This window comes from Enterobacter sp. 6722112 (genome assembly GCF_058661685.1).
In genome coordinates this window covers 3549654-3571662 of record NZ_JBZWGR010000007.1, presented here as the reverse complement: position 1 = coordinate 3571662, position 22009 = coordinate 3549654, and the positions used below count along the sequence as shown (strand labels likewise).

The following is a 22009-nucleotide window of genomic DNA, read 5'->3' as shown; positions in this document are numbered from 1 at the left end:
AAACCACCTTTTTAAATTTTCTCAACTGGAGGTTTATTCATCGTTCACGCCTGTGACATGGCTAACATTTCTGCCCCTTGCGGATTCACTATGCTTTGCCGCAGTTGATTACGAGGGCGAACCGATGTGGGCGGCAAACATAGAAAAATCAAATCCGTTGTCTTCACGCCAGGAGGTAGTGGCGTCGTTGAATGCACTTTTACAGGCGCTGGACACGCAATTTCCGGCGAACCGTTCGCGATTCCCGCTGGGCAACACCTGCGCCCATTACACCGCGGATATTGCGCAGATGGAGGGACTTTCCCGCGCGCTCTGGGGGCTGTTTCCGCTGATGGCATCCGGCGAAAGCACGCCGTTCAGCGAGAAGTACCTTACTGCCATTAAGCTTGGTACCGACCCGCAAAGCAGCGGCTACTGGGGTGAAACTGGCCCGTACGATCAGCGTCTGGTGGAGATGGCGGCCTACGGTCTGGGGCTCGCTCTGCTGGGGGATAAACTCACCGCGCACTTTACCGGGCGCGAGGTGATGAACCTGCACGCGTGGCTCAACCAAATCACCGACGCGCAGATGCCGGACAGCAACTGGAACTATTTTGCCATTATGGTCCAGCTCGGCTTTAAGCGCGCCGGCCTGCCGTACGATCGGGCCGCCATTGACCACCGCTTTGCGCTGATGGACGCCTACTACCTCGGCGATGGCTGGTATTCCGACGGTCCCGGCCGCCCGAAAGATTACTACATCTCCATGGCTTTCCATTTCTACGGCCTGATTTACGCCACCCTGAGTGACGACGAGGCGAGGGCGAAGGTGCTGCGCGAGCGCTCGCGTCTGTTCGCGGAAGACTTTATCTACTGGTCCGCCGCCGATGGCGCCTCGGTGCCGTTTGGCCGCAGCCTGACCTACCGCTTTGCCATGGTTGCCTTCTGGAGTGCGGTGGCCTTTTCTCAACTGGACGTCTTCACCCCGGGCATCGTGAAGGGCATTGTGCTGCGGCATCTGCGCTGGTGGCAGCAGCAGTCGATTGTCGATCGCGACGGTATTCTTACCCTGGGGTTTGCGTATCCGAACCTGGCGATGTGCGAGGATTACAACTCCCCCGGTTCACCGTACTGGGCGCTGAAAACCTATCTGATTCTGGCGCTGCCGGAAGCACACCCGTTCTGGCAGGCGGAAGAACAACCGCTGCCCGCGCTTGCTGAAAAACATGTGATTCCGCATGCGCAGCAGATCCTGATGCATTCGAAAGATTCGCAGCACGTCGTCATGCTCACCGCCGGTCAGCTGGAGCTGAACAACTACGTCAACACCGAAGCGAAATACACCAAATTTGCCTACTCCAGCCGCTTCGGATTCACCCTTGAGCGCGGGCGTTTTGGCCTGAAGCATGCCGCCTGCGATTCCATGCTGCTGCTGGCGGACGGAGATGACTATTTCCGCGGTCGTCGCGAGTGCGAAGAGGTTCGGGTGGATGAAAATTACATTTTCTCGCGCTGGTTGCCGTGGCGCGACGTGCAGATTGCGACCTGGCAGATCCCGTTCGGGGAGTGGCACCTGCGCCTGCACCGTATCAACAGCGCGCGCACTCTGCAAACCGTCGAGGGCGGCTTTGCGGTGATGAAAACCGCCCACCAGGTGCGCGAACGCGGTTGTTATCTGTTGGCTGAAAACGGCAGCAGCGTCATTGTCGATCTTTCGCCGATCATTCAGCGCCAGCCAGACAGCATCGTCACGCCGCCGAACAGCAGCATTATGTTTGCGGAGTGCGCCTCCATTCCGCTGTTGAAAGCTGACCTCCCGCAAGGGGAAAGCTGGCTCTGTTGCGCCGTTCTGGCTGGCGGAAAACAGCCCGCTGCGGCGACGCCGCAGCTGAATATAACCCATAACCAGGTCGTGATTCGCGAACCCGGAAGCGAACGTAAGCTGTCGTTCACATTATAAAAATCTGGCCCTACACCCCGGCGAGGATGATATGAAAAGCACATCGACAACCAACAGAACTGAATATTACAAAATCAGCAGCTTTATCTTTCTCTATTTCTTTACCTGGTCTGCCAGTATTGGTCTGCTGGCGATCTGGCTCGGTCAGAAAGCCAACCTGAGCGGATCGGTGATTGGAACCGTCTTTGCGGTGAACGGGATATTCTCCGTTATTCTCAAGCCGATCTACGGCTATATTCTCGATAAGATCGGCATGAGCAAATATCTGCTCTATTTTGTGGTGATCATGTCGGCCCTGATGGCGCCATTCTTTATTTATGTTTACCAGCCGCTGTTAATGTCTAATACCCTGCTGGGGATTATTATCGGCGCGCTCTATTTAAGCTTTGCCTGGTACGCGGGCGTGGCGGCGTGTGAATCCTATTCCGACCGCTTTAGCCGTTTGAATGGCATGGAGTTCGGGCAGATCCGTATGTGGGGATCGCTCGGTTGGGCGGTGGCGTCATCTTTCTCCGGCCTGCTGTTCAACCTCTCACCGGCGTATAACTTTATTCTCGGCAGCGTGGCGTCGGTGGTGATGCTGATTGTCCTTCTGAGCCTGAAAGTGAACACTAACTCCGCTCACGCAGGCGAGGTGCTGACGAAAGAGAAAATAGCCCCGTCTGACGTTTACGCCCTGCTGCGTAACCGCAAATTCTGGGCCTTCTGCCTGTACGTGGCGGGCGTGGCGTGGATGATGTTTATCGCCGAGCAGCAATTCTCGCGCTATTTCGTCACCTTCTTCGATGATATTCATGAGGGCAACGCCGTATTCGGCTATCTCGGGACCGTACAGTCGGGCATGGAATTTGTCATGTATATGGTGGTCCCGCTGTTTGTGAACTTTATTGGCGCCAAACGCGGGCTGTTAATTGTCGGGCTGGTGGTTGGGGCGCGTCTGATTATTTCCGGCATGTGTGATTCACACCTGTTAATTTCAGTGCTTAAGCCGCTGTACGGTCTGGAAATTTGTCTCCTGCTGGTGTCAGTATTTAAATATATCGCCGAGCATTTCGACAAGCGCGTCAATGCCACCATGTATTTACTCGGCTATCAGGCGATGCTCTACGTTGGCAACGTGGTGGTCTCTTCCCCTGCCGGCTATATGTATGACCGTATTGGCTTTGAGCACACCTATATCATCATGGGCGCAACGGCGCTGACCTTTACCCTTATTTCTGCTTTTACGTTATCCGCCTGTCAGAGCAAATGGCGCGGGGCTCGTGCGCTGAACGTAGTAGAAACGTCAACACGATAAATTACGCCGTCAAAGAAGGAACCGAAATATGTTAAGTCGTATCAAAGAAGAACGTCTGCCTGTTATCGTTGCGCCCGTTGACTCCCGCGCATTCAGCGATGAACTGAATTCGGCGCGCAGCCACGTTCTCGACCTGATTAGCCGTCATTTAACGGAGTTCGGCGACAAATTCCCGGCGGAAACCTGCCAGAACGGTTTTTATCCGCTGACTGACAACGTGGAGTGGACCACCAGCTTCTGGACCGGGCAGCTGTGGCTGGCATGGGAGATGAGCGGCGAGGAAAAATTCCGCGCGATGGCGGAAAAACACGTGCGCTCGTTTGGCCTGCGCATCGCCGGGCGCAACGACACCAACACCCACGATTTAGGCTTCCTCTACACGCTCTCCTGCGTAGCCGCGTGGCGGCTGACCGGAAGCCGCGAGGCGCGCGGCTTCTCGCTGCTGGCGGCGGAAGCCCTGCTGGAACGCTTCCACGAGAAGGCGAAAATCATCCAGGCGTGGGGCGATCTCTCCGATCCGGAGCAGGCCGGGCGGATGATCATCGACTGCAACATGAACCTGCCGCTGCTCTACTGGGCAACGGAGCAGACGGGCGATCCGCGCTTTGCCGACGCCGCAAAAGCGCACGTCATGCAGGCCGCGACATACCTCATTCGTGACGATGCCTCCACCTTCCACACCTACTATATGGATGTGGCAACCGGCGCACCGCGCTACGGCAACACCCAGCAGGGCTACGCCGACGACTCCTGCTGGTCGCGCGGGCAGGCTTGGGGCATTTACGGTTTCCTGCTGAGCTATATCTATACCGGCGACGAAACGATGATCGCCCTGTCAAAACGGCTGGCGAACTACTTCCTCAATCGCCTGCCGGAAGACTACGTCTGCCACTGGGATCTGGCGCTGGTGGGCACCGACGCACTGCGTGATTCTTCCTCGGCGGCAATTGCGGTGTGTGGACTGCTGGAGCTGGTGAAACATCTGCCGGTCACAGATCCGGATCGCGAACGTTACCTCGAATGGGCGAAAGGGATTATGTCCTCGCTGACAAAGCACTATCTGATGGGCAAAGAAGAGAAGGGCAACGGGCTGCTTAAGCACTCGGTGTATCACCTGGCGAGCAATAAAGGCGTGGATGAGTGCACGAGCTGGGGCGATTACTTCTACGTTGAGGCACTGGTGCGTTTTACGCAGAGCTGGAAACTGTACTGGTAAAAACAGTCGGGGGGTAACCCCCGACTTATCGATCACGCTTTCGGAATACGCAGCGTCTGACCGGGATAGATCTTATCCGGGCTGGAGAGCATTGGGCGGTTAGCCTCAAAAATCTTATTGTACTGGTTGGCATCGCCGTACACGGTTTTAGAGATTGCGCTCAGGGTATCGCCGGATTTCACCGTATAGTAGGTGGCTTCATCTTTGGCATCTGTTGCGGTGATATTGTTCTCCACTTCGCTGACGCCCGCGATGTTGCCGACGGCGACCTGGATTTTTTCTTTCTGCTCCTGCGTCAGCCCGTCGCCCGTCACGCTGGCCTTGCCGTCAGTGACGTTAACCTGAACCTTATCGGAACCGGGAATGTTGAGTTTCTTGAGGTGCTCGGTGATTTTGTCGCCCTGACCTTTATGATCGGTCAGGTTATCCCACAGCTTTTCGCCTGCTTCTTTTACGAAGTTAAAAAGTCCCATTCCATCCTCCTGTTAACAATGAAGTCAGAATAAGCATAGCAGTTGAGTATTAAGATGATACAAAAAGCCCGGTGGCGCTAGCGCTTACCGGGCCTACGAGTCAGGTTTTGTAGGCCGGATAAACGCAGTGCCACCCGGCAAATTTCACGGAACTTAAACCCCTTGCTCCAGAATACGGATATGGGTATCCAGCACGTCACCTTTTACCGCCTCACTCCACGCTTTCATGTGCGGAGTCTGCAAATGCGCTTCAAGGTGCGCGACGGTTTCCCACTGCTCAACCATGATGATTGAGTCTGGCGCGGTCGCCTGGAAGCTTGCGCTGGTGGCGGCGTCCACCATCGGCGCGTAGCCGTGGCAGCCTTCTTCTTTCAGTACGGTCGGGATGATCTTCGCGAACTCATCCAGTACCGCCTGGCGGTGATGTTGGCCAGGACGCGTACGGATTTCAGCAATAACGGTAAGCATAATTAACTCCTTCTAATTCCAGGCTACCAGTTAAGCAAAAATTTCCGCGAGATGCTTGCGATATTCTGCGATATAGCGCGGGACGTCCGGCATTTTAATCACGTCGTTGACGATAAAGGTCGGCAGCGGCTCCATACCCAGGAACTGATTCGCCTTGTGGAACGGCAGATACGCGCCGTCTACGCCCACGCCTTCGAAGAACTGATCTTGCTCAGTGAACGCTTCTAGCGGGGCATTCCAGGTCAGGGAGAGCATGTATTTCTTGCCCTGAATCAGGCCGCCGGAACCGTATTTTTTAGACGCGTCTGAGCGGGTGCGGCCGTCGCTGGCATACAGCGAACCGTGACCTTCGGTAAACACATCGTCCATGTATTTTTTCACGGTCCACGGTGCGCCCATCCACCAGCCCGGCATCTGCCAGATAACCACGTCGGCCCACAGGAAGTTCTGCACTTCGGCCTTCACGTCGTAATCGCTGTCCGCGCGCACGACCTTAACATCATGTCCGGCGTCGCGCAGGAAACCATCCGCGACCTCGGTCAGGGTGTCATTGAGCTGGCCTTTAGAGTGCGCAAATTCTTTCGCGCCGTTGATAATCAGAATATTGCTCATTATTTGTCCTCGATGCTGAGAGTATGCCGGGTATTCTACGCGCGAGGACGGAGCGGAAAAATAAGCAAAATGTGCAAAGTCTTTTGCGCTCAGCGCAATAATGGCTACCAGCTGACGGTCACCTCAAAGCCCCCTTCCGGCGCATTGCCCAGCGAGACGCTCATCCCATGTAACGTCGCGATACGCTTGACGATAGACAACCCCAGACCGCTGCCGGTGGCGTCCTGGCCCGGTGGACGATAAAAGCGCTCGCCGAGACGCGCCAGCGCATCGGAAGAAATGCCCGGGCCGTTGTCGCGCACGGTAAAGCTTTGGGTATGCAGCGTCACGTCCACCACGCTGCCGCGCGGGCTGTAACGAACGGCGTTGTCCAGCAGGTTACGCGCCAGAAGGCTCAGCAGTAGCGGCTGTCCGTGACGCATCACCTCGGGCGCGTTGACGTTGAGCCGAATATCAATGCCCGCCTGCTGCGCCGGATGCCAGATATCCAGCACCGCGGATTGCAGCAAATCGGCCATCATCACGGGTTCGACGTCATCAAGATTATCCAGTGAATCCAGGCGCGACAGGGTGAGAAGCTGGTCCACCAGCCGGGAGGCGCGGTCGATGCCCGCATGCAGCTGCCCCAGCGCTTTAGACTGCGCCCCGGGATCGTCAAGGGAAAGCTGCGCCACGTCGGTTTGCACCTTCAGCGCGGCCAGCGGGCTGCGCAACTCATGGGCGGCATCCGAGGTGAAGCGGCGCTCGCGGGCCATCATCTCCTGCGTACGGGCGAAAAGATGGTTAAGCGCATCAAGCAGCGGGCGAACCTCCGTCGGCACGCCGTGGGTGGGCAGCGTATCGGTCGCATCCGGCGAGCGCGAGCGCAGGGTCTGCGCCAGTTTTTTCAGCGGTTTCAGTTCCCGGCTCAGCAGAACAATCAGCAACAGTAGCATTACGGGCAGCGCCACCAGCCACGGCGTCAGCTGCGAGCTGACCACGTCCAGCGCCATATCCTGTCGGTACTCCCACTCCTGGCCAACCACCACGCGGTATTTCCCGTCCGGAGAAGTCAGCCACAGGAAACGCCATTCGTCGTTGTCATCCTGCAAGCGACCGTCATCAAACCCGTCCCGGCGGTAGAGGTAAGGTATGTCGCGCCCGTTTTCGCCGTCGTTAAGCACCATGCTGCCGTCGGCGGTGAAGATTGCGAAGGCCAGCGCATCGTCGTCCAGATGGCCGTGTTTGGCTTTTTTCGGTACCTCGCGCATGCGTTCCGGGGCGCGGAGTTCGTCCACGTCCATCGTCAGCAGCCGTTTGGCAAACAGCATCTGCTGGGTATCGAATAGCTTATCGAGCTTGTCGGTCGTCTGGTGCCAGGCCACCACGCTTGCGGCAAACCAGGCCGCCAGGGACAGCAACAAAAAGAGGAGCGTCAGGCGCAGCTTCAGGCTCAGGCGTAGGGTCAGTTTCATGCGTCACCCAGGGTATAACCGATGCCGTGCACGGTGCGGATAAATTCGCTGCCGAGCTTGCGGCGTAAATGATGAACGTGGACTTCGACGGCGTTGCTGGAGACGTCATCATCCCAGTTGTAGAGTTTCTCCTCGATGGTCTTGCGCGGCAGCACGCGGCCCGCGTTGCGCATCAGCAGCTCCAGCAGGGCGAACTCTTTGGGTTTGAGCACCAGCGTTTCGCCCTCCAGCGTGGCGACAAGACTTGCCGGATCGAGCGTGACCTTGCCGTGACGCAGCTCGCTGCGCGCCTGCCCGTGACTGCGGCGCACCAGCGCTTCAAGGCGGGCCGCCACTTCAATCAGCGCGAACGGCTTACACAGGTAATCATCCGCCCCCAGGCGTAACCCTTCGACGCGCTGATTCAGCGCATCCCGCGCGGTCAGGATCAGCACCGGTTCGCTCTTACCGCTTTCGCGCCAGGCGCGCAGGATCTCAAGCCCGTCGATTTCTGGCAGCGTCAGGTCCAGCACCACGGCATCATACGGCGCGGTGTACAGGGCCGCCTGCCCGGTTTTACCGTCGGTAAACCAGTCCACGTTAAAGCCCATTTTGCTTAAGCCCGCTTTGATGCCGTCGCCGATGAGCCTGTCGTCTTCTACCAGTAAAATGCGCATATTTCCTCCTTGATGCCGTCAGTAAACCTTCTGCAAGCGCCTGCTGTACAGTAAAAATAAATAAATTTTCCCCTTAAGAAGTTGTTAAGGTTTACCCTGTTTAATGGATTGTGAAACGACATTAAAGGGAGAGATAAAGATGAAAAAATTCGCTGCAATTGCTGCCATCATGATGATGACCACGGCCCCTGTCTTTGCTGCACAGGGTGGCTTCTCTGGCCCATCTGTGACACAGAACCAGACGCAAACCCAGCAGGGTGGCTTTGTCGATAACAACGCCAACCTCACCACCGCGGCTAAAGTGAAAGACCTGAAGGACGATGCCTGGGTGAAGCTGCGCGGGAACATTACCGAGCGCCTGTCCGATGACCGTTACACCTTCCGCGATGAGAGCGGCACGGTGGTGGTGGAGATCGACCACAAGCGCTGGAACGGCGTGACGGTGACGCCCCAGGATAAAGTCGAACTCCAGGGTAAAATCGATAAAGACTGGAACGAGTTTGAAATCGACGTGAAGCAGGTTATCAAGCTGAACAAATAACCCGGAAAGGGCCGCTTATGCGGCCCTTTTTCTTTGTGACTCAACTCGCCAGATGAGGTAGTATCTGCGGCAATATTGCCTGAAACCCATCGGTTTCTGAGTTGAGGAATCACACGTAATGAGCGATATGGCAGAGCGCCTCGCGCTACATGAATTCACGGAAAACGCCTACCTGAACTACTCCATGTACGTCATCATGGACAGGGCGTTGCCGTTTATCGGGGATGGCCTGAAGCCCGTTCAGCGCCGCATCGTCTATGCGATGTCCGAACTGGGGCTGAATGCTACCGCCAAGTTTAAGAAATCCGCCCGTACCGTCGGCGACGTGCTGGGTAAATACCATCCGCACGGCGACAGCGCCTGCTATGAAGCGATGGTGCTGATGGCCCAGCCGTTCTCTTATCGCTATCCGCTGGTGGATGGCCAGGGGAACTGGGGGGCACCGGACGATCCGAAATCCTTCGCGGCAATGCGTTATACCGAATCCCGCCTGTCTAAATATGCCGAAGTGCTGTTGGGCGAGCTGGGGCAGGGGACGGTCGACTGGGTGCCAAACTTCGACGGTACGATGCAGGAGCCGAAGATGCTGCCTGCGCGTCTGCCGAACATCCTGCTGAACGGCACGACCGGTATCGCCGTGGGCATGGCGACGGACATTCCGCCGCACAACCTGCGTGAAGTGGCAAAAGCCGCCATCACCCTGATTGAGCAGCCGAAAACCTCGCTGGACGATCTGCTGGATATTGTGCAGGGGCCGGACTATCCGACCGAAGCCGAGATCATCACCTCGCGCGCGGAAATCCGCAAAATCTACCAGAACGGTCGCGGCTCCGTGCGCATGCGCGCGGTGTGGACCAAAGAAGACGGGGCCGTGGTGATCACCGCGCTGCCGCACCAGGTGTCCGGTGCGAAGGTGCTGGAGCAGATCGCCTCCCATATGCGCAATAAAAAGCTGCCGATGGTGGACGACCTGCGCGACGAATCGGACCACGAAAACCCGACCCGTCTGGTGATCGTGCCGCGCTCTAACCGCGTGGACATGGAGCAGGTGATGAACCACCTGTTCGCCACTACCGATCTGGAAAAAAGCTACCGCATCAACCTGAACATGATTGGTCTGGACGGTCGTCCGGCGGTGAAAAACCTGCTGGAGATCCTCACCGAATGGCTGGCCTTCCGCCGCGATACGGTGCGCCGTCGTCTGAACCATCGTCTGGAAAAAGTGCTTAAGCGCCTGCATATCCTCGAAGGTTTGCTGGTGGCGTTCCTCAACATTGACGAAGTGATCGAGATCATTCGTACCGAGGACGAACCTAAGCCTGCCCTGATGTCGCGCTTTGGCATCAGCGAAACCCAGGCCGAAGCGATCCTCGAACTGAAATTGCGCCATCTCGCCAGACTGGAAGAGATGAAGATCCGCGGCGAGCAGAACGAGCTGGAAAAAGAGCGCGATCAGCTTCAGGCGATTCTGGCATCCGAGCGCAAGATGAACACCCTGCTGAAGAAAGAGTTGCAGGCCGATGCCGACGCCTTTGGCGACGACCGTCGTTCTCCGCTGCACGAGCGCGAAGAGGCGAAGGCGATGAACGAGCACGACATGCTGCCTTCCGAGCCGGTGACCATCGTGCTTTCCCAGAGCGGCTGGGTACGTAGCGCTAAAGGCCACGATATCGACGCGCCGGGTCTGAGCTACAAATCTGGTGACAGCTTCAAGGCGGCGGTGAAGGGCAAGAGTAACCAGCCGGTGGCGTTCATCGACTCCACGGGCCGCAGCTACGCCATCGACCCGATCACGCTGCCGTCTGCGCGCGGCCAGGGCGAACCGCTAACTGGCAAGCTGACGCTGCCGCCGGGCGCCACGGTGGACCATATGCTGATGGAGGCCGACGATCAAAAACTGCTGATGGCGTCTGATGCGGGCTACGGCTTTATCTGTACCTTCAACGATCTGGTGTCGCGTAACCGTGCTGGTAAGGCGCTGATTAGCCTGCCGGATAACGCACACGTCATGCCGCCGCTGATCATCGAGAACGAAAGCGACATGCTGCTGGCGATCACCGCTGCCGGACGCATGCTGATGTTCCCGGTCAGCGATCTGCCGGAGCTGTCGAAAGGGAAGGGCAACAAGATCATCAGTATCCCGTCAGCGGAAGCGGCAAAAGGCGTCGATGGCCTTGCGCATCTCTTCCTGCTGCCGCCGCAGAGCACGCTGACCATTCATGTCGGCAAGCGTAAAATCAAACTGCGTCCGGAAGAGTTGCAGAAGGTGGTGGGTGAGCGTGGACGTCGCGGCTCACTGATGCGCGGCCTCCAGCGAATCGACCGCGTGGAGATCGACTCGCCGGCGCGCAGCAAAGCGGACGACAGCGAAGAGTAACCTGTTTCATCCCCCCTCTTTCCGGAGGGGGAATTACCATAAAATTTCCCGTAAAAACGTTGTTAATTCGTGCGTTGCGATTAACAATACGCGCTCGTAATAAAGTCCTTACCTGGCCACAGGTGAAGTATAATTGTCAGCTGTCAGGGCTTCAGAGGTCGCTATGCTATACATTGTTCGTCTCATTCTTACCGTTATTTATTGCATTCTGGTCTGTATTTTCGGATCGATTTATTGCCTGTTCAGCCCGCGTAACCCAAAGCATGTCGCGACGTTTGGCCACATGTTTGGTCGTCTTGCGCCGCTGTTTGGCCTGAAGGTTGAAAAGCGTCTGCCTGAAGGGGCGGAGAATTTCGGTAACGCCATCTATATCGCTAACCATCAGAACAACTACGATATGGTGACGGCCTCAAATATTGTTCTTCCGCCGACCGTAACCGTGGGTAAAAAAAGCCTGCTGTGGATCCCGTTTTTCGGTCAGCTGTACTGGCTCACCGGTAACTTACTGATTGACCGTAACAACCGCGCCAAAGCGCATGGCACCATTGCGGAAGTGGTGGATCAGTTTAAAAAGCGCCGGATTTCCATCTGGATGTTCCCGGAAGGGACGCGCAGCCGTGGTCGCGGCCTGCTGCCGTTTAAGACCGGCGCGTTTCATGCTGCAATTGCGGCAGGCGTTCCAATTATTCCCGTGTGTGTTTCCAATACATCGAATAAGATTAATCTTAACCGTCTGAATAACGGACTGGTCATTGTCGAAATGCTGCCGCCGGTAGATACCTCAAAATACGGTAAAGACCAGGTGCGCGAGCTGGCCACGCACTGCCGCGAGCTGATGGCTCAGCATATTGCGCAGCTCGATAAAGAAGTTGCAGAGCGAGAAGCCGCCGGTAAGATTTGACCCGGTGTCGTGTAAGGGAAAACGAATTCCCGCGTTGTTAGTCGTTTCAGATGGAGCTTATATGTCACTCAGTCGGCGTCAGTTTATTCAGGCTTCGGGTATCGCCCTTTGTGCGGGTGCGATGCCGCGGACAGCCAGCGCCGCCGGGCAGCAACAGCCGCTGCCTATTCCGCCGTTGATTGAATCCCGTCGCGGGCAGCCGCTATTCCTCACGCTTCAGCGTAGCCACTGGTCCTTTACCCAGGGAACGCGCGCGCAGGTATGGGGCATTAACGGACGCTACCTCGGGCCGACCATTCGCGTGTGGAATGGCGATGACGTTAAGCTCATCTACAGTAACCGTACGACGGAAAATGTCGCGATGACCGTCAGTGGTTTGCAGGTGCCGGGGCCGCTGATTGGCGGCGCGGCACGCATGATGTCGCCGAATGCCGACTGGGCGCCCGTCCTCCCGATTCGTCAGAGCGCGGCGACATTGTGGTATCACGCCAACACCCCGAACCGCACCGCCCAGCAGGTCTACAACGGCCTGGCCGGAATGTGGCTGATTGAAGATGAGGTCAGCAAAACGCTGCCGATCCCGAATCACTACGGCGTTGATGATTTCCCGATCATTATTCAGGACAAGCGGCTGGATAACTTCGGCACGCCGGAGTACAGCGAGCCGGGCAGCGGTGGTTTTGTGGGCGATACGCTGCTGGTTAACGGCGCGCAAAGCCCGTATGTCGAAGTGTCTCGTGGCTGGGTGCGCCTGCGTCTGCTGAATGCCTCTAACTCGCGCCGCTACCAGTTGCAGATGAGCGACGGCCGCGCGCTGCACGTGATTTCAGGCGATCAGGGGTTATTACCTGCGCCGGTATCGGTAAAACAGCTGGCGCTGGCGCCGGGCGAACGTCGTGAGATCCTCGTGGATATGACCAACGGGGATGAAGTGTCCGTGACCTGCGGCGAAGCGGCAAGCATTGTTGACCGTATTCGCGGCTTCTTTGAACCGTCGAGCGTGCTGGTCTCCACGCTGGTGCTGACGCTGCGCCCGACCGGCCTGTTGCCGCTGGTGACCGACAGCCTGCCGATGCGCCTGCTGCCGCAGGAGATTGTGACCGGCCCGGCAGTACGCAGTCGCGATATCAGCCTTGGCGACGATCCGGGCATCAACGGTTCGCTGTGGGACGTAAACCGCATTGATATCACCGCCCAACAGGGAACATGGGAGCGCTGGACCGTCCGCTCGGAGATGCCGCAGTCGTTCCATATTGAAGGGGTGTCATTCCTGATCCGCAACGTCAACGGGGCGATGCCGTTCCCGGAAGACAGGGGCTGGAAAGATACCGTCTGGGTGGATGGCCAGGTCGAACTGCTCGTCTACTACGGTCAGCCTTCCTGGCCGCACTTCCCGTTCCTGTTCCACAGCCAGACGCTGGAGATGATGGACAGGGGATCGGTAGGGCAGATGCTGGTGAATCCGGCACCATAAAACGCTTTCTCCCTCTCCCTGTGGGAGAGGGTTGGGGTGAGGGCAACAGCCCGCACAATACCCCTTCATTTCCCCCGGTAAACCAGCGTATAATCCCGCTCCTTTTGTCTATTTTTTCTTCGGAAGCATTATGAGCGCTATTTCCCTGATCCAGCCGGATCGCGACCTCTTCTCCTGGCCCCAGTACTGGGCAGCCTGCTTTGGACCGGCGCCGTTCCTGCCGATGTCCCGGGAAGAGATGGATCAACTGGGCTGGGACAGCTGCGATATCATTCTGGTGACGGGCGATGCGTATGTCGATCACCCGAGCTTTGGCATGGCGATCTGTGGCCGTATGCTTGAAGCCCAGGGCTTCCGCGTGGGGATCATCTCCCAGCCTGACTGGAACAGCAAAGACGACTTTATGCGTCTGGGCAAGCCTAACCTGTTCTTCGGCGTGACCGCGGGCAACATGGACTCGATGATCAACCGCTATACCGCCGACCGTAAGCTGCGCCATGACGACGCTTACACGGCTGACAACGTGGCGGGTAAACGTCCCGATCGCGCGACCCTCGTCTACACCCAGCGATGCAAAGAAGCATGGAAAGACGTGCCGGTGATCCTGGGCGGCATCGAGGCGAGCCTGCGCCGCACCGCACACTACGACTACTGGTCTGATACCGTGCGCCGTTCGGTGCTGGTGGATTCGAAAGCCGACATGCTGATCTTCGGCAACGGCGAGCGTCCGCTGGTGGAGGTGGCGCATCGCCTGGCGCAGGGTGAACCGGTCAGCGAGATCCGCGACGTACGCAACACCGCGATCATGGTGAAAGAGGCGCTGCCGGGCTGGAGCGGGGTGGATTCCCGCATTATCGATATGCCGGGCAAAATCGACCCTATCCCGCATCCGTACGGTGACGATCTGCCGTGCGCGGATAACAAACCGGTTGAGCCGAAGAAAGCGGAAGCGAAGGCCGTGGTGGTGCAGCCGCCGCGTCCGAAGCCGTGGGAAAAAACCTATGTGCTGCTGCCGTCTTACGAAAAAGTAAAAAGCGATAAAGTACTTTACGCCCACGCGTCGCGCATCTTACACCATGAAACCAACCCCGGCTGCGCGCGAGCGCTGATGCAAAAGCACGGCGAGCGCTATATCTGGGTTAACCCACCGGCGATCCCGCTCTCTACCGAAGAGATGGACAGCGTCTTTGCTCTGCCGTACAAGCGTGTGCCGCATCCGTCATATGGCAACAGCCGTATTCCGGCGTACGAGATGATCCGTTTCTCAATCAACATCATGCGCGGCTGCTTCGGCGGGTGCTCATTCTGTTCGATCACCGAACATGAAGGCCGTATTATTCAGAGCCGTTCCGAAGAGTCGATTGTTAACGAGATCGAAGCGATTCGCGACACGGTGCCGGGCTTTACCGGCGTGATCTCCGATCTGGGTGGTCCAACGGCCAACATGTACATGCTGCGCTGTAAATCGCCGCGCGCCGAGCAGACCTGCCGTCGTCTCTCCTGCGTCTATCCGAGCATTTGCGAGCATATGGACACCAACCACGAGCCGACGATCAATCTTTACCGTCGCGCCCGTGACCTGAAAGGCATCAAGAAGATCCTGATCGCCTCCGGCGTGCGTTACGACATTGCGGTGGAAGATCCGCGCTACATCAAAGAGCTGGCGACGCACCACGTTGGCGGTTATCTGAAGATCGCCCCGGAGCACACCGAAGAAGGCCCGCTGTCCAAAATGATGAAGCCAGGCATGGGCAGCTATGACCGCTTTAAACAGCTGTTTGATACCTATTCAAAACAGGCGGGGAAAGAGCAGTATCTGATCCCATACTTCATCTCCGCACACCCCGGCACCCGTGATGAAGACATGGTGAATCTGGCGCTGTGGCTGAAGCAGCGTCGATTCCGTCTGGATCAGGTGCAGAACTTCTACCCGTCGCCGCTCGCCAACTCGACGACCATGTATTACACCGGCAAAAACCCGCTGAGTAAGATTGGTTATAAGAGCGAAGACGTGGTGGTGCCGAAAGGGGATAAACAGCGCCGTCTGCATAAAGCGCTGCTGCGCTATCACGATCCGAAAAACTGGCCGCTGATCCGTCAGGCGCTGGAAGAGATGGGGAAAAAGCACCTGATCGGCTCGCGTCGTGATTGCCTGGTGCCAGCGCCAACGCTGGAAGAGATGCGCGAAGCGCGCCGCCAGAACCGTAACACGCGCCCGGCGCTGACCAAGCACACGCCTATTGCGCATCAGCGTTCGAACGGTGTTGCGGGAACGAAGAAGAACGTAAAACGTAAGACCGGTTAAACCTGTAACAATGCCCGGTGGCGCTGCGCTTACCGGGCCTACAGGTCTAACCCTCTCCCCTCCGGGGAGAGGGCAGGGTGAGGGGATCACCCGCCAAACTGATCCGGGTCCGGCCCAAGCCGTTTGCCCTGATCCAGCTTCGCAATTTCACCCAGCTCGTCTTTATCCAGGCGGAAATCCCAGACGTCGAAGTTCTCGGCGATACGCGATGGCGTGACCGATTTCGGGATCACCACCAGACCGCTATCCAGATGCCAGCGAATGACGATCTGCGCCGGGGTTTTACCGTACTTATCCGCCAGTTCACGGATGATTTTCTGGTCAAACACCCCTTCGCCGCCCTGGGCCAACGGGCTCCAGGATTCGGTCTGGATCTTGTGCGTGGCGTTCCATGAATGAAGCTGGCGCTGCTGCATCAGCGGGTGCAGCTCAATCTGGTTAATCACCGGCGCGACGCCCGTTTCATCAATCAGGCGTTGCAGATGATGAACCTGGAAATTACAGACGCCGATGCTTTTTATCAGCCCCTCTTTTTGCAGTTCAATCATCCCTTTCCAGGCATCAACGTAATGGTCGATAGCCGGTACCGGCCAGTGCATGAGATAAAGATCGACGAAATCGAGCTGGAGTTTCTCCAGACTCTCCTGCAACGCTTCGCGGGGACGCTTTTGATCGTCGTTCCACAGCTTGGTGGTGATGAAAAGCTCATCCCGGGGAACGCCGGCGCTGGCAAGCGCTTTCCCCACGCCGTCCTCGTTTTTATAGGCGGCGGCGGTATCGATGGACCGATAGCCGACTTCCAGGGCTTTATGAATGGCGGAGACGACCTCGTCGTTACCGGCTTTCCATACACCTAGCCCCAGCTGGGGCATCACGTTGCCGTCCTGTAGCTTGATTACGGTTTGGTTTGCCATTTTTCCTCCTTCAGGTGCTCATCGCCGGAGGGAACCTCCGACGATGTGATGTGCATTAAGTCTGGACGAAATGTCAAAAAACGAAAGTCAGGATCCTAAAAACGCTTAGCGTGCCGCTTCGTAAATACGACGGCTGACGTCCAGGGTGATGTCGCCATGCTCGCCGATCTGCGTCATGCCGTGTGCTTCCAGTTTCGCCAGCAGGGCAGGGATGGAGCTGCCGTCCAGGCCGTAGCCAGAGAGACGCGTTGGCACGCCCAGGCTTTCAAAGAAGTGACGGGTGGCTTCAATCGCGGCATCGATACGCGCATCGTCGGAACCGTCGGTGATGTTCCACACGCGTTCGGCGTACTGGAGCAGTTTGGCGCGTTTAGCGTCACGTTTTTCGTTCCACAGCGCAGGCAGAACCACCGCCAGCGTCTGGGCGTGATCCAGGCCGTGCATCGCCGTCAGCTCGTGGCCGAGCATATGGGTAGCCCAGTCCTGCGGCACGCCTGCGCCGATCAGGCCGTTCAGCGCCTGGGTGGCAGCCCACATCACGTTGGCACGCACGTCGTAATTTTCAGGCTCTTTCAGCGCTTTTGGACCTTCTTCAATCAGCGTCAGCAGAATGCCTTCCGCGAAACGATCCTGAATTTTGGCGTTTACCGGGTAAGTAACGTACTGCTCAACGGTGTGAACAAAGGCGTCGACCACGCCGTTCGCCACCTGACGCGCAGGCAGGGTATAGGTGTAAACCGGATCGAGGATCGCGAACACGGGCTGAACGTGTTCGTTCATAAAGGCCTGCTTGTCACCGGTGGTTTTACGGGAGATGACCGCGCCTTTGTTGGACTCTGATCCGGTGGCCGGCAGCGTCAGCACGGAGCCCATCGGGATCGCACTGCTGATGTCGCTGCCGCCCGTTTCCAGAATATGCCACGGGTCGATGTCGTCAGCGTAATGGGCCGCCGCCGCGATGAATTTGGTGCCGTCCAGCACGGAACCGCCGCCGACCGCCAGCAGGAAGGTAATTTGCTCCTCACGGGCGATTTTTACCGCGTTCATCAGCGTTTCATAAGACGGGTTAGGCTCGATACCGCCGAACTCGCGCACGTCCAGACCTTCCAGAGCGCTGTACACCTGATCCAGTACGCCGGTTTTTTTCACGCTGCCGCCGCCGTAGGTAATCAGGACGCGGGCGTCAGCGGGGATTTGCGCGCGCAGGTCGGCGATGGCGTCTTTACCAAACAGAATGCGGGTTGGGGTATGAAGATTAAAGTTGTTCATGGCTTGTTCCCTGTAGTGGGTAAAAAATCGTGGTGGCGCAGAAGGCAACCTGATGCTGCTCATTGTGGCGGGCAGGCGCTATCCTCTCAATGCACATTCCTGCCGATGTCTTGCCCATTTCTACAGCGCGCTGGAGAAACGGTAAGAAAATGCGCACACTGTCAGCGTCGGAAACCGTACCCGGAGTAACTGAAAATGAACCGTGATGCCATCTGCCGCCAGCTAACGTCGCAGATTAAAAGACTGATAGATAACGGAAATGATTCGGCTGAGCTGCTGCCGGATATCCGATTGCTGTACGGTACCCAGCCCGGGACGCGCACCCCGGTGATGTATCAGCCCGGCATCGTGTTTCTCTTTTCTGGCCATAAGATTGGCTATATCAATGAGCGCGTGTTCCGTTACGACACCAATGAATATCTGCTTCTGACAGTACCTTTACCCTTCGAATGTGAAACTTTCGCGACAGAGGAGGTACCGCTGGCCGGGATCCGCGTCAACGTCGACATCCTCCAGTTGCAGGAGCTGCTGATGGAGATTGGGGAGGACGAACTTTTCCGGCCGTCAATGGCGGCAAGCGGTATCAACTCCGCGACCCTGTCGGAGGAAATTCTCTGCGCGATTGAACGCCTGTTAGACGTGATGGAAAGGCCGCTGGATGCGCGTATTCTCGGAAAACAGATTATCCGCGAAATTCTTTACCATGTGCTGCTGGGACCGGGCGGCGGGGCGCTGCTGGCGCTGGTAAGCCGACAAACGCACTTCAGCCTGATTAGCCGCGTGCTGAAGCGCATCGAGAGCCAGTACACGGAAAACCTCAGCGTTGACCAGCTGGCAGCGGAAGCCAATATGAGCGTCTCGGCGTTTCACCATAACTTTAAATCCGTCACCAGCACGTCGCCGTTGCAGTACCTCAAAACCTACCGTCTGCATAAGGCGCGGATGCTGATGATCCACGATGGCATGAAGGCCAGCGCCGCGGCGATGCGGGTCGGGTATGAAAGCGCGTCGCAGTTTAGTCGGGAGTTTAAGCGTTACTTCGGCGTCACGCCGGGGGAAGATGCGTCACGTATAAGAACAATGCAGGGAGCCTGAGGGGAAACGGAGGCCGGGTAAGCGGTAGCGCCACCCGGCTTTTATTTATGCGCTGCAATACTTTTTCTTAATCACCACCGCAATGGTACCCACCAGCCCTGCAACCAGCAGGAAAATCGGCAGGATCATCAGGAAGGTCATCACCTGGTCTTCATGGCGCTTAACAAAGGGGATCATATTCAGCGCGTAGCCGAGCGTGGTGACCACGCCTACCCAGAGCAGGGCGCTCAGCCAGTTGAAGAACTGGAAGCGGCGGTTAGAGAGGCCTGAAATACCCGCCATGGTAGGCAACAGGGTACGAACAAACGCCAGAAAACGCCCGGCAAGTAACGCCAGCAGGCCGTGACGGTCAAACATGCAGGTCGCGCGCTGGTGATATTTATGCGGCAGCTGCGCCAGCCAGCCTTTCACCACGCGAGTGTTTCCAAGCCAGCGCCCTTGCAGGTAGCTCAGCCAACAGCCGAGACTGGCCGCAGAGGTGAGGATCACCATTGTCGGTGCGAAGTCCATCACGCCCTTGCCGATTAACGCCCCTGCGAGCAGGAGCAGGCTGTCACCGGGTAAAAATGAGGCTGGCAGTAATCCATTTTCCAGAAACAGCGTCGCGAACATCACGAAATAGACAATCCCGACGACATGCGGGTCCGCCAGCGCGGCAAAATCGTGTTGCCAGAGCGCCGTGATGATATTTTGAATAACAGCCATGGACTTTCCTGTGGAACAGCAGATATAACGCTATTGTACTCCCAATTTTGCCTGTCGGGGTTGATCGCAGGCGCATCTCATACAGACTTTTCTGCTTGCGGTGTTCAGAATAGCGTCCGGGGAGTACATTTCAGCCAGCACTTTACACGATGCGCTCAAATCCTGCCGATAAATCCGCAATTAAATCGTCCACATTTTCCAGCCCGATATGCAGGCGGATTAAGGTCCCCTCGAAGTCCACCTCGCCGCCCGGGCGCAGGGCCGCAATCTGCTCCGGCTGGTTGGGCAGGATCAGCGATTCAAACCCACCCCATGAATAGGCCATGCTGAAGAGGGTAAAGTTATCCAGATAGCTTGCCAGTTCGGCGTCATTCAGGCGCTTTTTAAGAACAAATGAGAACAACCCGCTGCTGCCCGTAAAGTCACGTTGCCAGTATTCGTGGCCCTTGCTGCCCGGCAGCGCCGGATGGTTAACGCGCTCCACCTGCGGATGCAGCGCCAGCCACTGTGCAATTTGCAGGCTGCTTTCGTGATGCTGACGCAAACGCACACCGAGCGTACGGATGCCCCGGCTGGTCATGTAGGCGGTATCGGCATCCACCATCTGGCCCATCAGGTAGGCGTTTTCACGCAATTGATCCCAGCAGCGGGCGTTAGACACCGCCGTACCGATCATGCCGTCGGAATGGCCAATCAGGTATTTGGTCGCCGCCTGAATGGAGATATCGATGTCAAATTCCAGGGCTTTAAACAGCACACCTGCCGCCCAGGTGTTGTCGATCATGATGATCGCTTCCGGCGCTATGCTGCGCACCGCCTTCACGATGGCCGGGACGTCATGCACTTCCATGGTGATGGAACCGGGAGATTCCAGGAACACAACGCGCGTGTTGGGCTGAATAAGCGCGGCAATACCGGCCCCAATCAGCGGATCGAACCAGCTGGTGGTGACGCCGAGCTTGCTGAGTATTTTGGTGCAGAAGTCCTGGCTTGGCTCGTAGGCGGTATTGGTCATCAGGACGTGGTCACCCTGTTCCACAAACGCCAGAATGGTATTGGCGACCGCCGCCGCGCCGCACGGGAACAGCGCGCAGCCCGCGCCGCCCTCCAGTTCACACATGGCTTCCTGCAACGAGAAATGGGTTAACGTGCCACGACGACCGTAAAACAGCCCGCCCTTCGCGCGATTACGCGTAGCGATTTTTTTATCTTCAACGGTATCAAACACCAGCGAGGAGGCGCGCTGGATCACGCTGTTGACCGAGCCCTGCGTGTATTTCTTACTGCGTCCTGCCTGCACCAGCGTGGTCTCAAGCTGCTTTTTAGTCATGTTCGCTAACCCTATTTTTATACGTCTGGACGTCCAGACTACCACGATTGTCAGAATGTGCATCCGGATGCTTATCGAATAAGCAGAAAATATTATCAAAAATTCGCATAAGAAATTTTTACTGCGTAAGCGCAAGGAAAGTGAGCGAAAATTACGGCACTATGTAAATACTAATGAGAACTACTATCAATTCGACGACGTTTTGATATTATTACGTTCAGATTTTGTGATTTGCGTCCTGGAGATACAGAGTGGGTAATAATTTGATGCAGACGGATCTCTCCGTTTGGGGCATGTATCAACATGCTGACATCGTAGTTAAGATTGTGATGATCGGCCTGATTCTGGCGTCCGTGATCACCTGGGCTATCTTCTTCAGCAAGAGCGCCGAACTTCTTTCACAAAAACGCCGCCTCAAGCGTGAGCAGAAGCAGCTGGCGGAAGCCCGCTCTCTGGATCAGGCTTCTGATATCACCTCATCCTTCCATGCGAAAAGCCTGACTACCCTGTTAGTGAACGAAGCGCAGAACGAGCTGGAACTCTCCGCAGGCAGTGAAGATAACGAAGGCATTAAAGAGCGTACCGGCTTCCGTCTGGAGCGTCGCGTTGCGGCCGTGGGTCGTCATATGGGCCGCGGTAACGGCTACCTGGCGACTATCGGCGCCATCTCCCCGTTCGTCGGCCTGTTCGGTACCGTCTGGGGCATCATGAACAGCTTTATCGGTATCGCCCAGACGCAGACCACTAACCTTGCGGTCGTGGCGCCGGGTATCGCAGAAGCGCTGCTGGCCACGGCTATCGGTCTGGTTGCCGCTATCCCGGCGGTTGTTATCTATAACATCTTCGCGCGCATGATTGGCAGTTACAAAGCCACACTGGGTGACGTTGCCGCGCAGGTTCTGCTGCTGCAAAGCCGCGATCTGGACCTGAACGCCAGCGCCGTTAAACCGGTACATGCGGCGTCCAAACTGCGCGTAGGTTGA

General features: G+C 57.1%; 19 protein-coding genes. 10 read left to right on the top strand and 9 right to left on the bottom strand.

The genetic code is table 11. The features are described from left to right. Positions 1–124: 124 nt before the first annotated feature. Genes AC4OVU_RS18510 through AC4OVU_RS18500 form a run of 3 tightly spaced genes read left to right on the top strand, consistent with a single transcriptional unit; the run spans position 125 to position 4452 of the window. Complete coding sequence (locus AC4OVU_RS18510; RefSeq protein ID WP_110292228.1) at positions 125–1939, top strand: DUF2264 domain-containing protein; 1815 nt, start codon at positions 125–127, stop codon at positions 1937–1939. 31 nt (positions 1940–1970) lie between these two features. Further along, positions 1971–3236, top strand: a complete 1266-nt coding sequence (locus AC4OVU_RS18505) for an oligosaccharide MFS transporter (RefSeq protein WP_110292227.1) — start codon at positions 1971–1973, stop codon at positions 3234–3236. 28 nt (positions 3237–3264) lie between these two features. After that, a complete protein-coding gene (locus AC4OVU_RS18500; RefSeq protein WP_110292226.1) occupies positions 3265–4452 on the top strand; it encodes a glycoside hydrolase family 88 protein in 1188 nt (395 codons plus the stop codon). Between the two features lie 32 nt (positions 4453–4484). Here the strand turns inward: AC4OVU_RS18500 and lysM are convergent, their stop codons facing one another. The 5 genes from lysM to qseB form a co-directional block, all read right to left on the bottom strand. Continuing rightward, positions 4485–4925: a peptidoglycan-binding protein LysM gene (gene lysM / locus AC4OVU_RS18495; protein WP_014885249.1), complete on the bottom strand. Its 441-nt coding sequence runs from the start codon at positions 4923–4925 to the stop codon at positions 4485–4487. 153 nt (positions 4926–5078) lie between these two features. Beyond that, positions 5079–5393, bottom strand: a complete 315-nt coding sequence (locus AC4OVU_RS18490; RefSeq protein WP_015571877.1) for a putative quinol monooxygenase — start codon at positions 5391–5393, stop codon at positions 5079–5081. Between the two features lie 30 nt (positions 5394–5423). Next, on the bottom strand, positions 5424–6005 hold the full coding sequence (locus AC4OVU_RS18485) for an NAD(P)H-dependent oxidoreductase (protein ID WP_015571876.1): 582 nt from the start codon (positions 6003–6005) through the stop codon (positions 5424–5426). Positions 6006–6109: 104 nt separating this feature from the next. After that, a complete protein-coding gene (gene qseC / locus AC4OVU_RS18480) occupies positions 6110–7459 on the bottom strand; it encodes a quorum sensing histidine kinase QseC (protein ID WP_032655040.1) in 1350 nt (449 codons plus the stop codon). Next, entirely contained in the window at positions 7456–8115 is a 660-nt protein-coding gene (qseB, locus tag AC4OVU_RS18475) for a quorum sensing response regulator transcription factor QseB (RefSeq protein ID WP_017692662.1), read from the bottom strand. Before qseB ends, qseC begins: the two co-directional genes overlap by 4 nt. Positions 8116–8254: 139 nt before the next feature. Between qseB and AC4OVU_RS18470 the strand changes: the two genes are divergently transcribed. From AC4OVU_RS18470 to AC4OVU_RS18450, 5 genes are all read left to right on the top strand, one after another. Then, positions 8255–8656 carry a YgiW/YdeI family stress tolerance OB fold protein gene (locus AC4OVU_RS18470; RefSeq protein WP_023304432.1) on the top strand — a complete coding sequence of 134 codons (402 nt, stop codon included), beginning with the start codon at positions 8255–8257 and terminating at the stop codon, positions 8654–8656. A gap of 118 nt (positions 8657–8774) precedes the next feature. Further along, positions 8775–11033, top strand: a complete 2259-nt coding sequence (gene parC / locus AC4OVU_RS18465) for a DNA topoisomerase IV subunit A (RefSeq protein WP_491928763.1) — start codon at positions 8775–8777, stop codon at positions 11031–11033. 163 nt (positions 11034–11196) lie between these two features. After that, positions 11197–11934 (top strand): 1-acylglycerol-3-phosphate O-acyltransferase, encoded by a 738-nt coding sequence (gene plsC / locus AC4OVU_RS18460; RefSeq protein ID WP_003862497.1) that lies wholly within the window; start codon positions 11197–11199, stop codon positions 11932–11934. A gap of 61 nt (positions 11935–11995) precedes the next feature. Then, the gene (gene ftsP / locus AC4OVU_RS18455) at positions 11996–13408 is read left to right on the top strand and encodes a cell division protein FtsP (RefSeq protein ID WP_017692665.1); all 1413 of its coding nucleotides are present in this window, start codon (positions 11996–11998) and stop codon (positions 13406–13408) included. Between the two features lie 130 nt (positions 13409–13538). Then, positions 13539–15713 carry a YgiQ family radical SAM protein gene (locus AC4OVU_RS18450; protein WP_017692666.1) on the top strand — a complete coding sequence of 725 codons (2175 nt, stop codon included), beginning with the start codon at positions 13539–13541 and terminating at the stop codon, positions 15711–15713. 86 nt (positions 15714–15799) lie between these two features. Here AC4OVU_RS18450 and dkgA read toward each other — a convergent pair whose 3' ends face one another. Both dkgA and yqhD read right to left on the bottom strand, forming a co-directional pair. Further along, on the bottom strand, positions 15800–16627 hold the full coding sequence (gene dkgA, locus AC4OVU_RS18445) for a 2,5-didehydrogluconate reductase DkgA (protein ID WP_003862493.1): 828 nt from the start codon (positions 16625–16627) through the stop codon (positions 15800–15802). A gap of 105 nt (positions 16628–16732) precedes the next feature. Then, positions 16733–17896, bottom strand: coding sequence for an alcohol dehydrogenase (gene yqhD, locus AC4OVU_RS18440; RefSeq protein ID WP_032103337.1), 1164 nt, complete (start codon positions 17894–17896; stop codon positions 16733–16735). A gap of 195 nt (positions 17897–18091) precedes the next feature. Here yqhD and AC4OVU_RS18435 point away from each other — a divergent pair, with 195 nt between their 5' ends. After that, complete coding sequence (locus AC4OVU_RS18435; protein WP_017382749.1) at positions 18092–18991, top strand: AraC family transcriptional regulator; 900 nt, start codon at positions 18092–18094, stop codon at positions 18989–18991. 45 nt (positions 18992–19036) lie between these two features. Here AC4OVU_RS18435 and yghB read toward each other — a convergent pair whose 3' ends face one another. Beyond that, positions 19037–19696, bottom strand: a complete 660-nt coding sequence (gene yghB / locus AC4OVU_RS18430; RefSeq protein WP_015571869.1) for a DedA family general envelope maintenance protein YghB — start codon at positions 19694–19696, stop codon at positions 19037–19039. A 142-nt stretch (positions 19697–19838) separates the two neighbouring features. After that, on the bottom strand, positions 19839–21026 hold the full coding sequence (gene metC / locus AC4OVU_RS18425) for a cystathionine beta-lyase (protein ID WP_015571868.1): 1188 nt from the start codon (positions 21024–21026) through the stop codon (positions 19839–19841). 251 nt (positions 21027–21277) lie between these two features. On the opposite strand from metC, the gene exbB reads away from it, so the two are divergent. Next, the gene (exbB, locus tag AC4OVU_RS18420; RefSeq protein WP_003862482.1) at positions 21278–22009 is read left to right on the top strand and encodes a tol-pal system-associated acyl-CoA thioesterase; all 732 of its coding nucleotides are present in this window, start codon (positions 21278–21280) and stop codon (positions 22007–22009) included.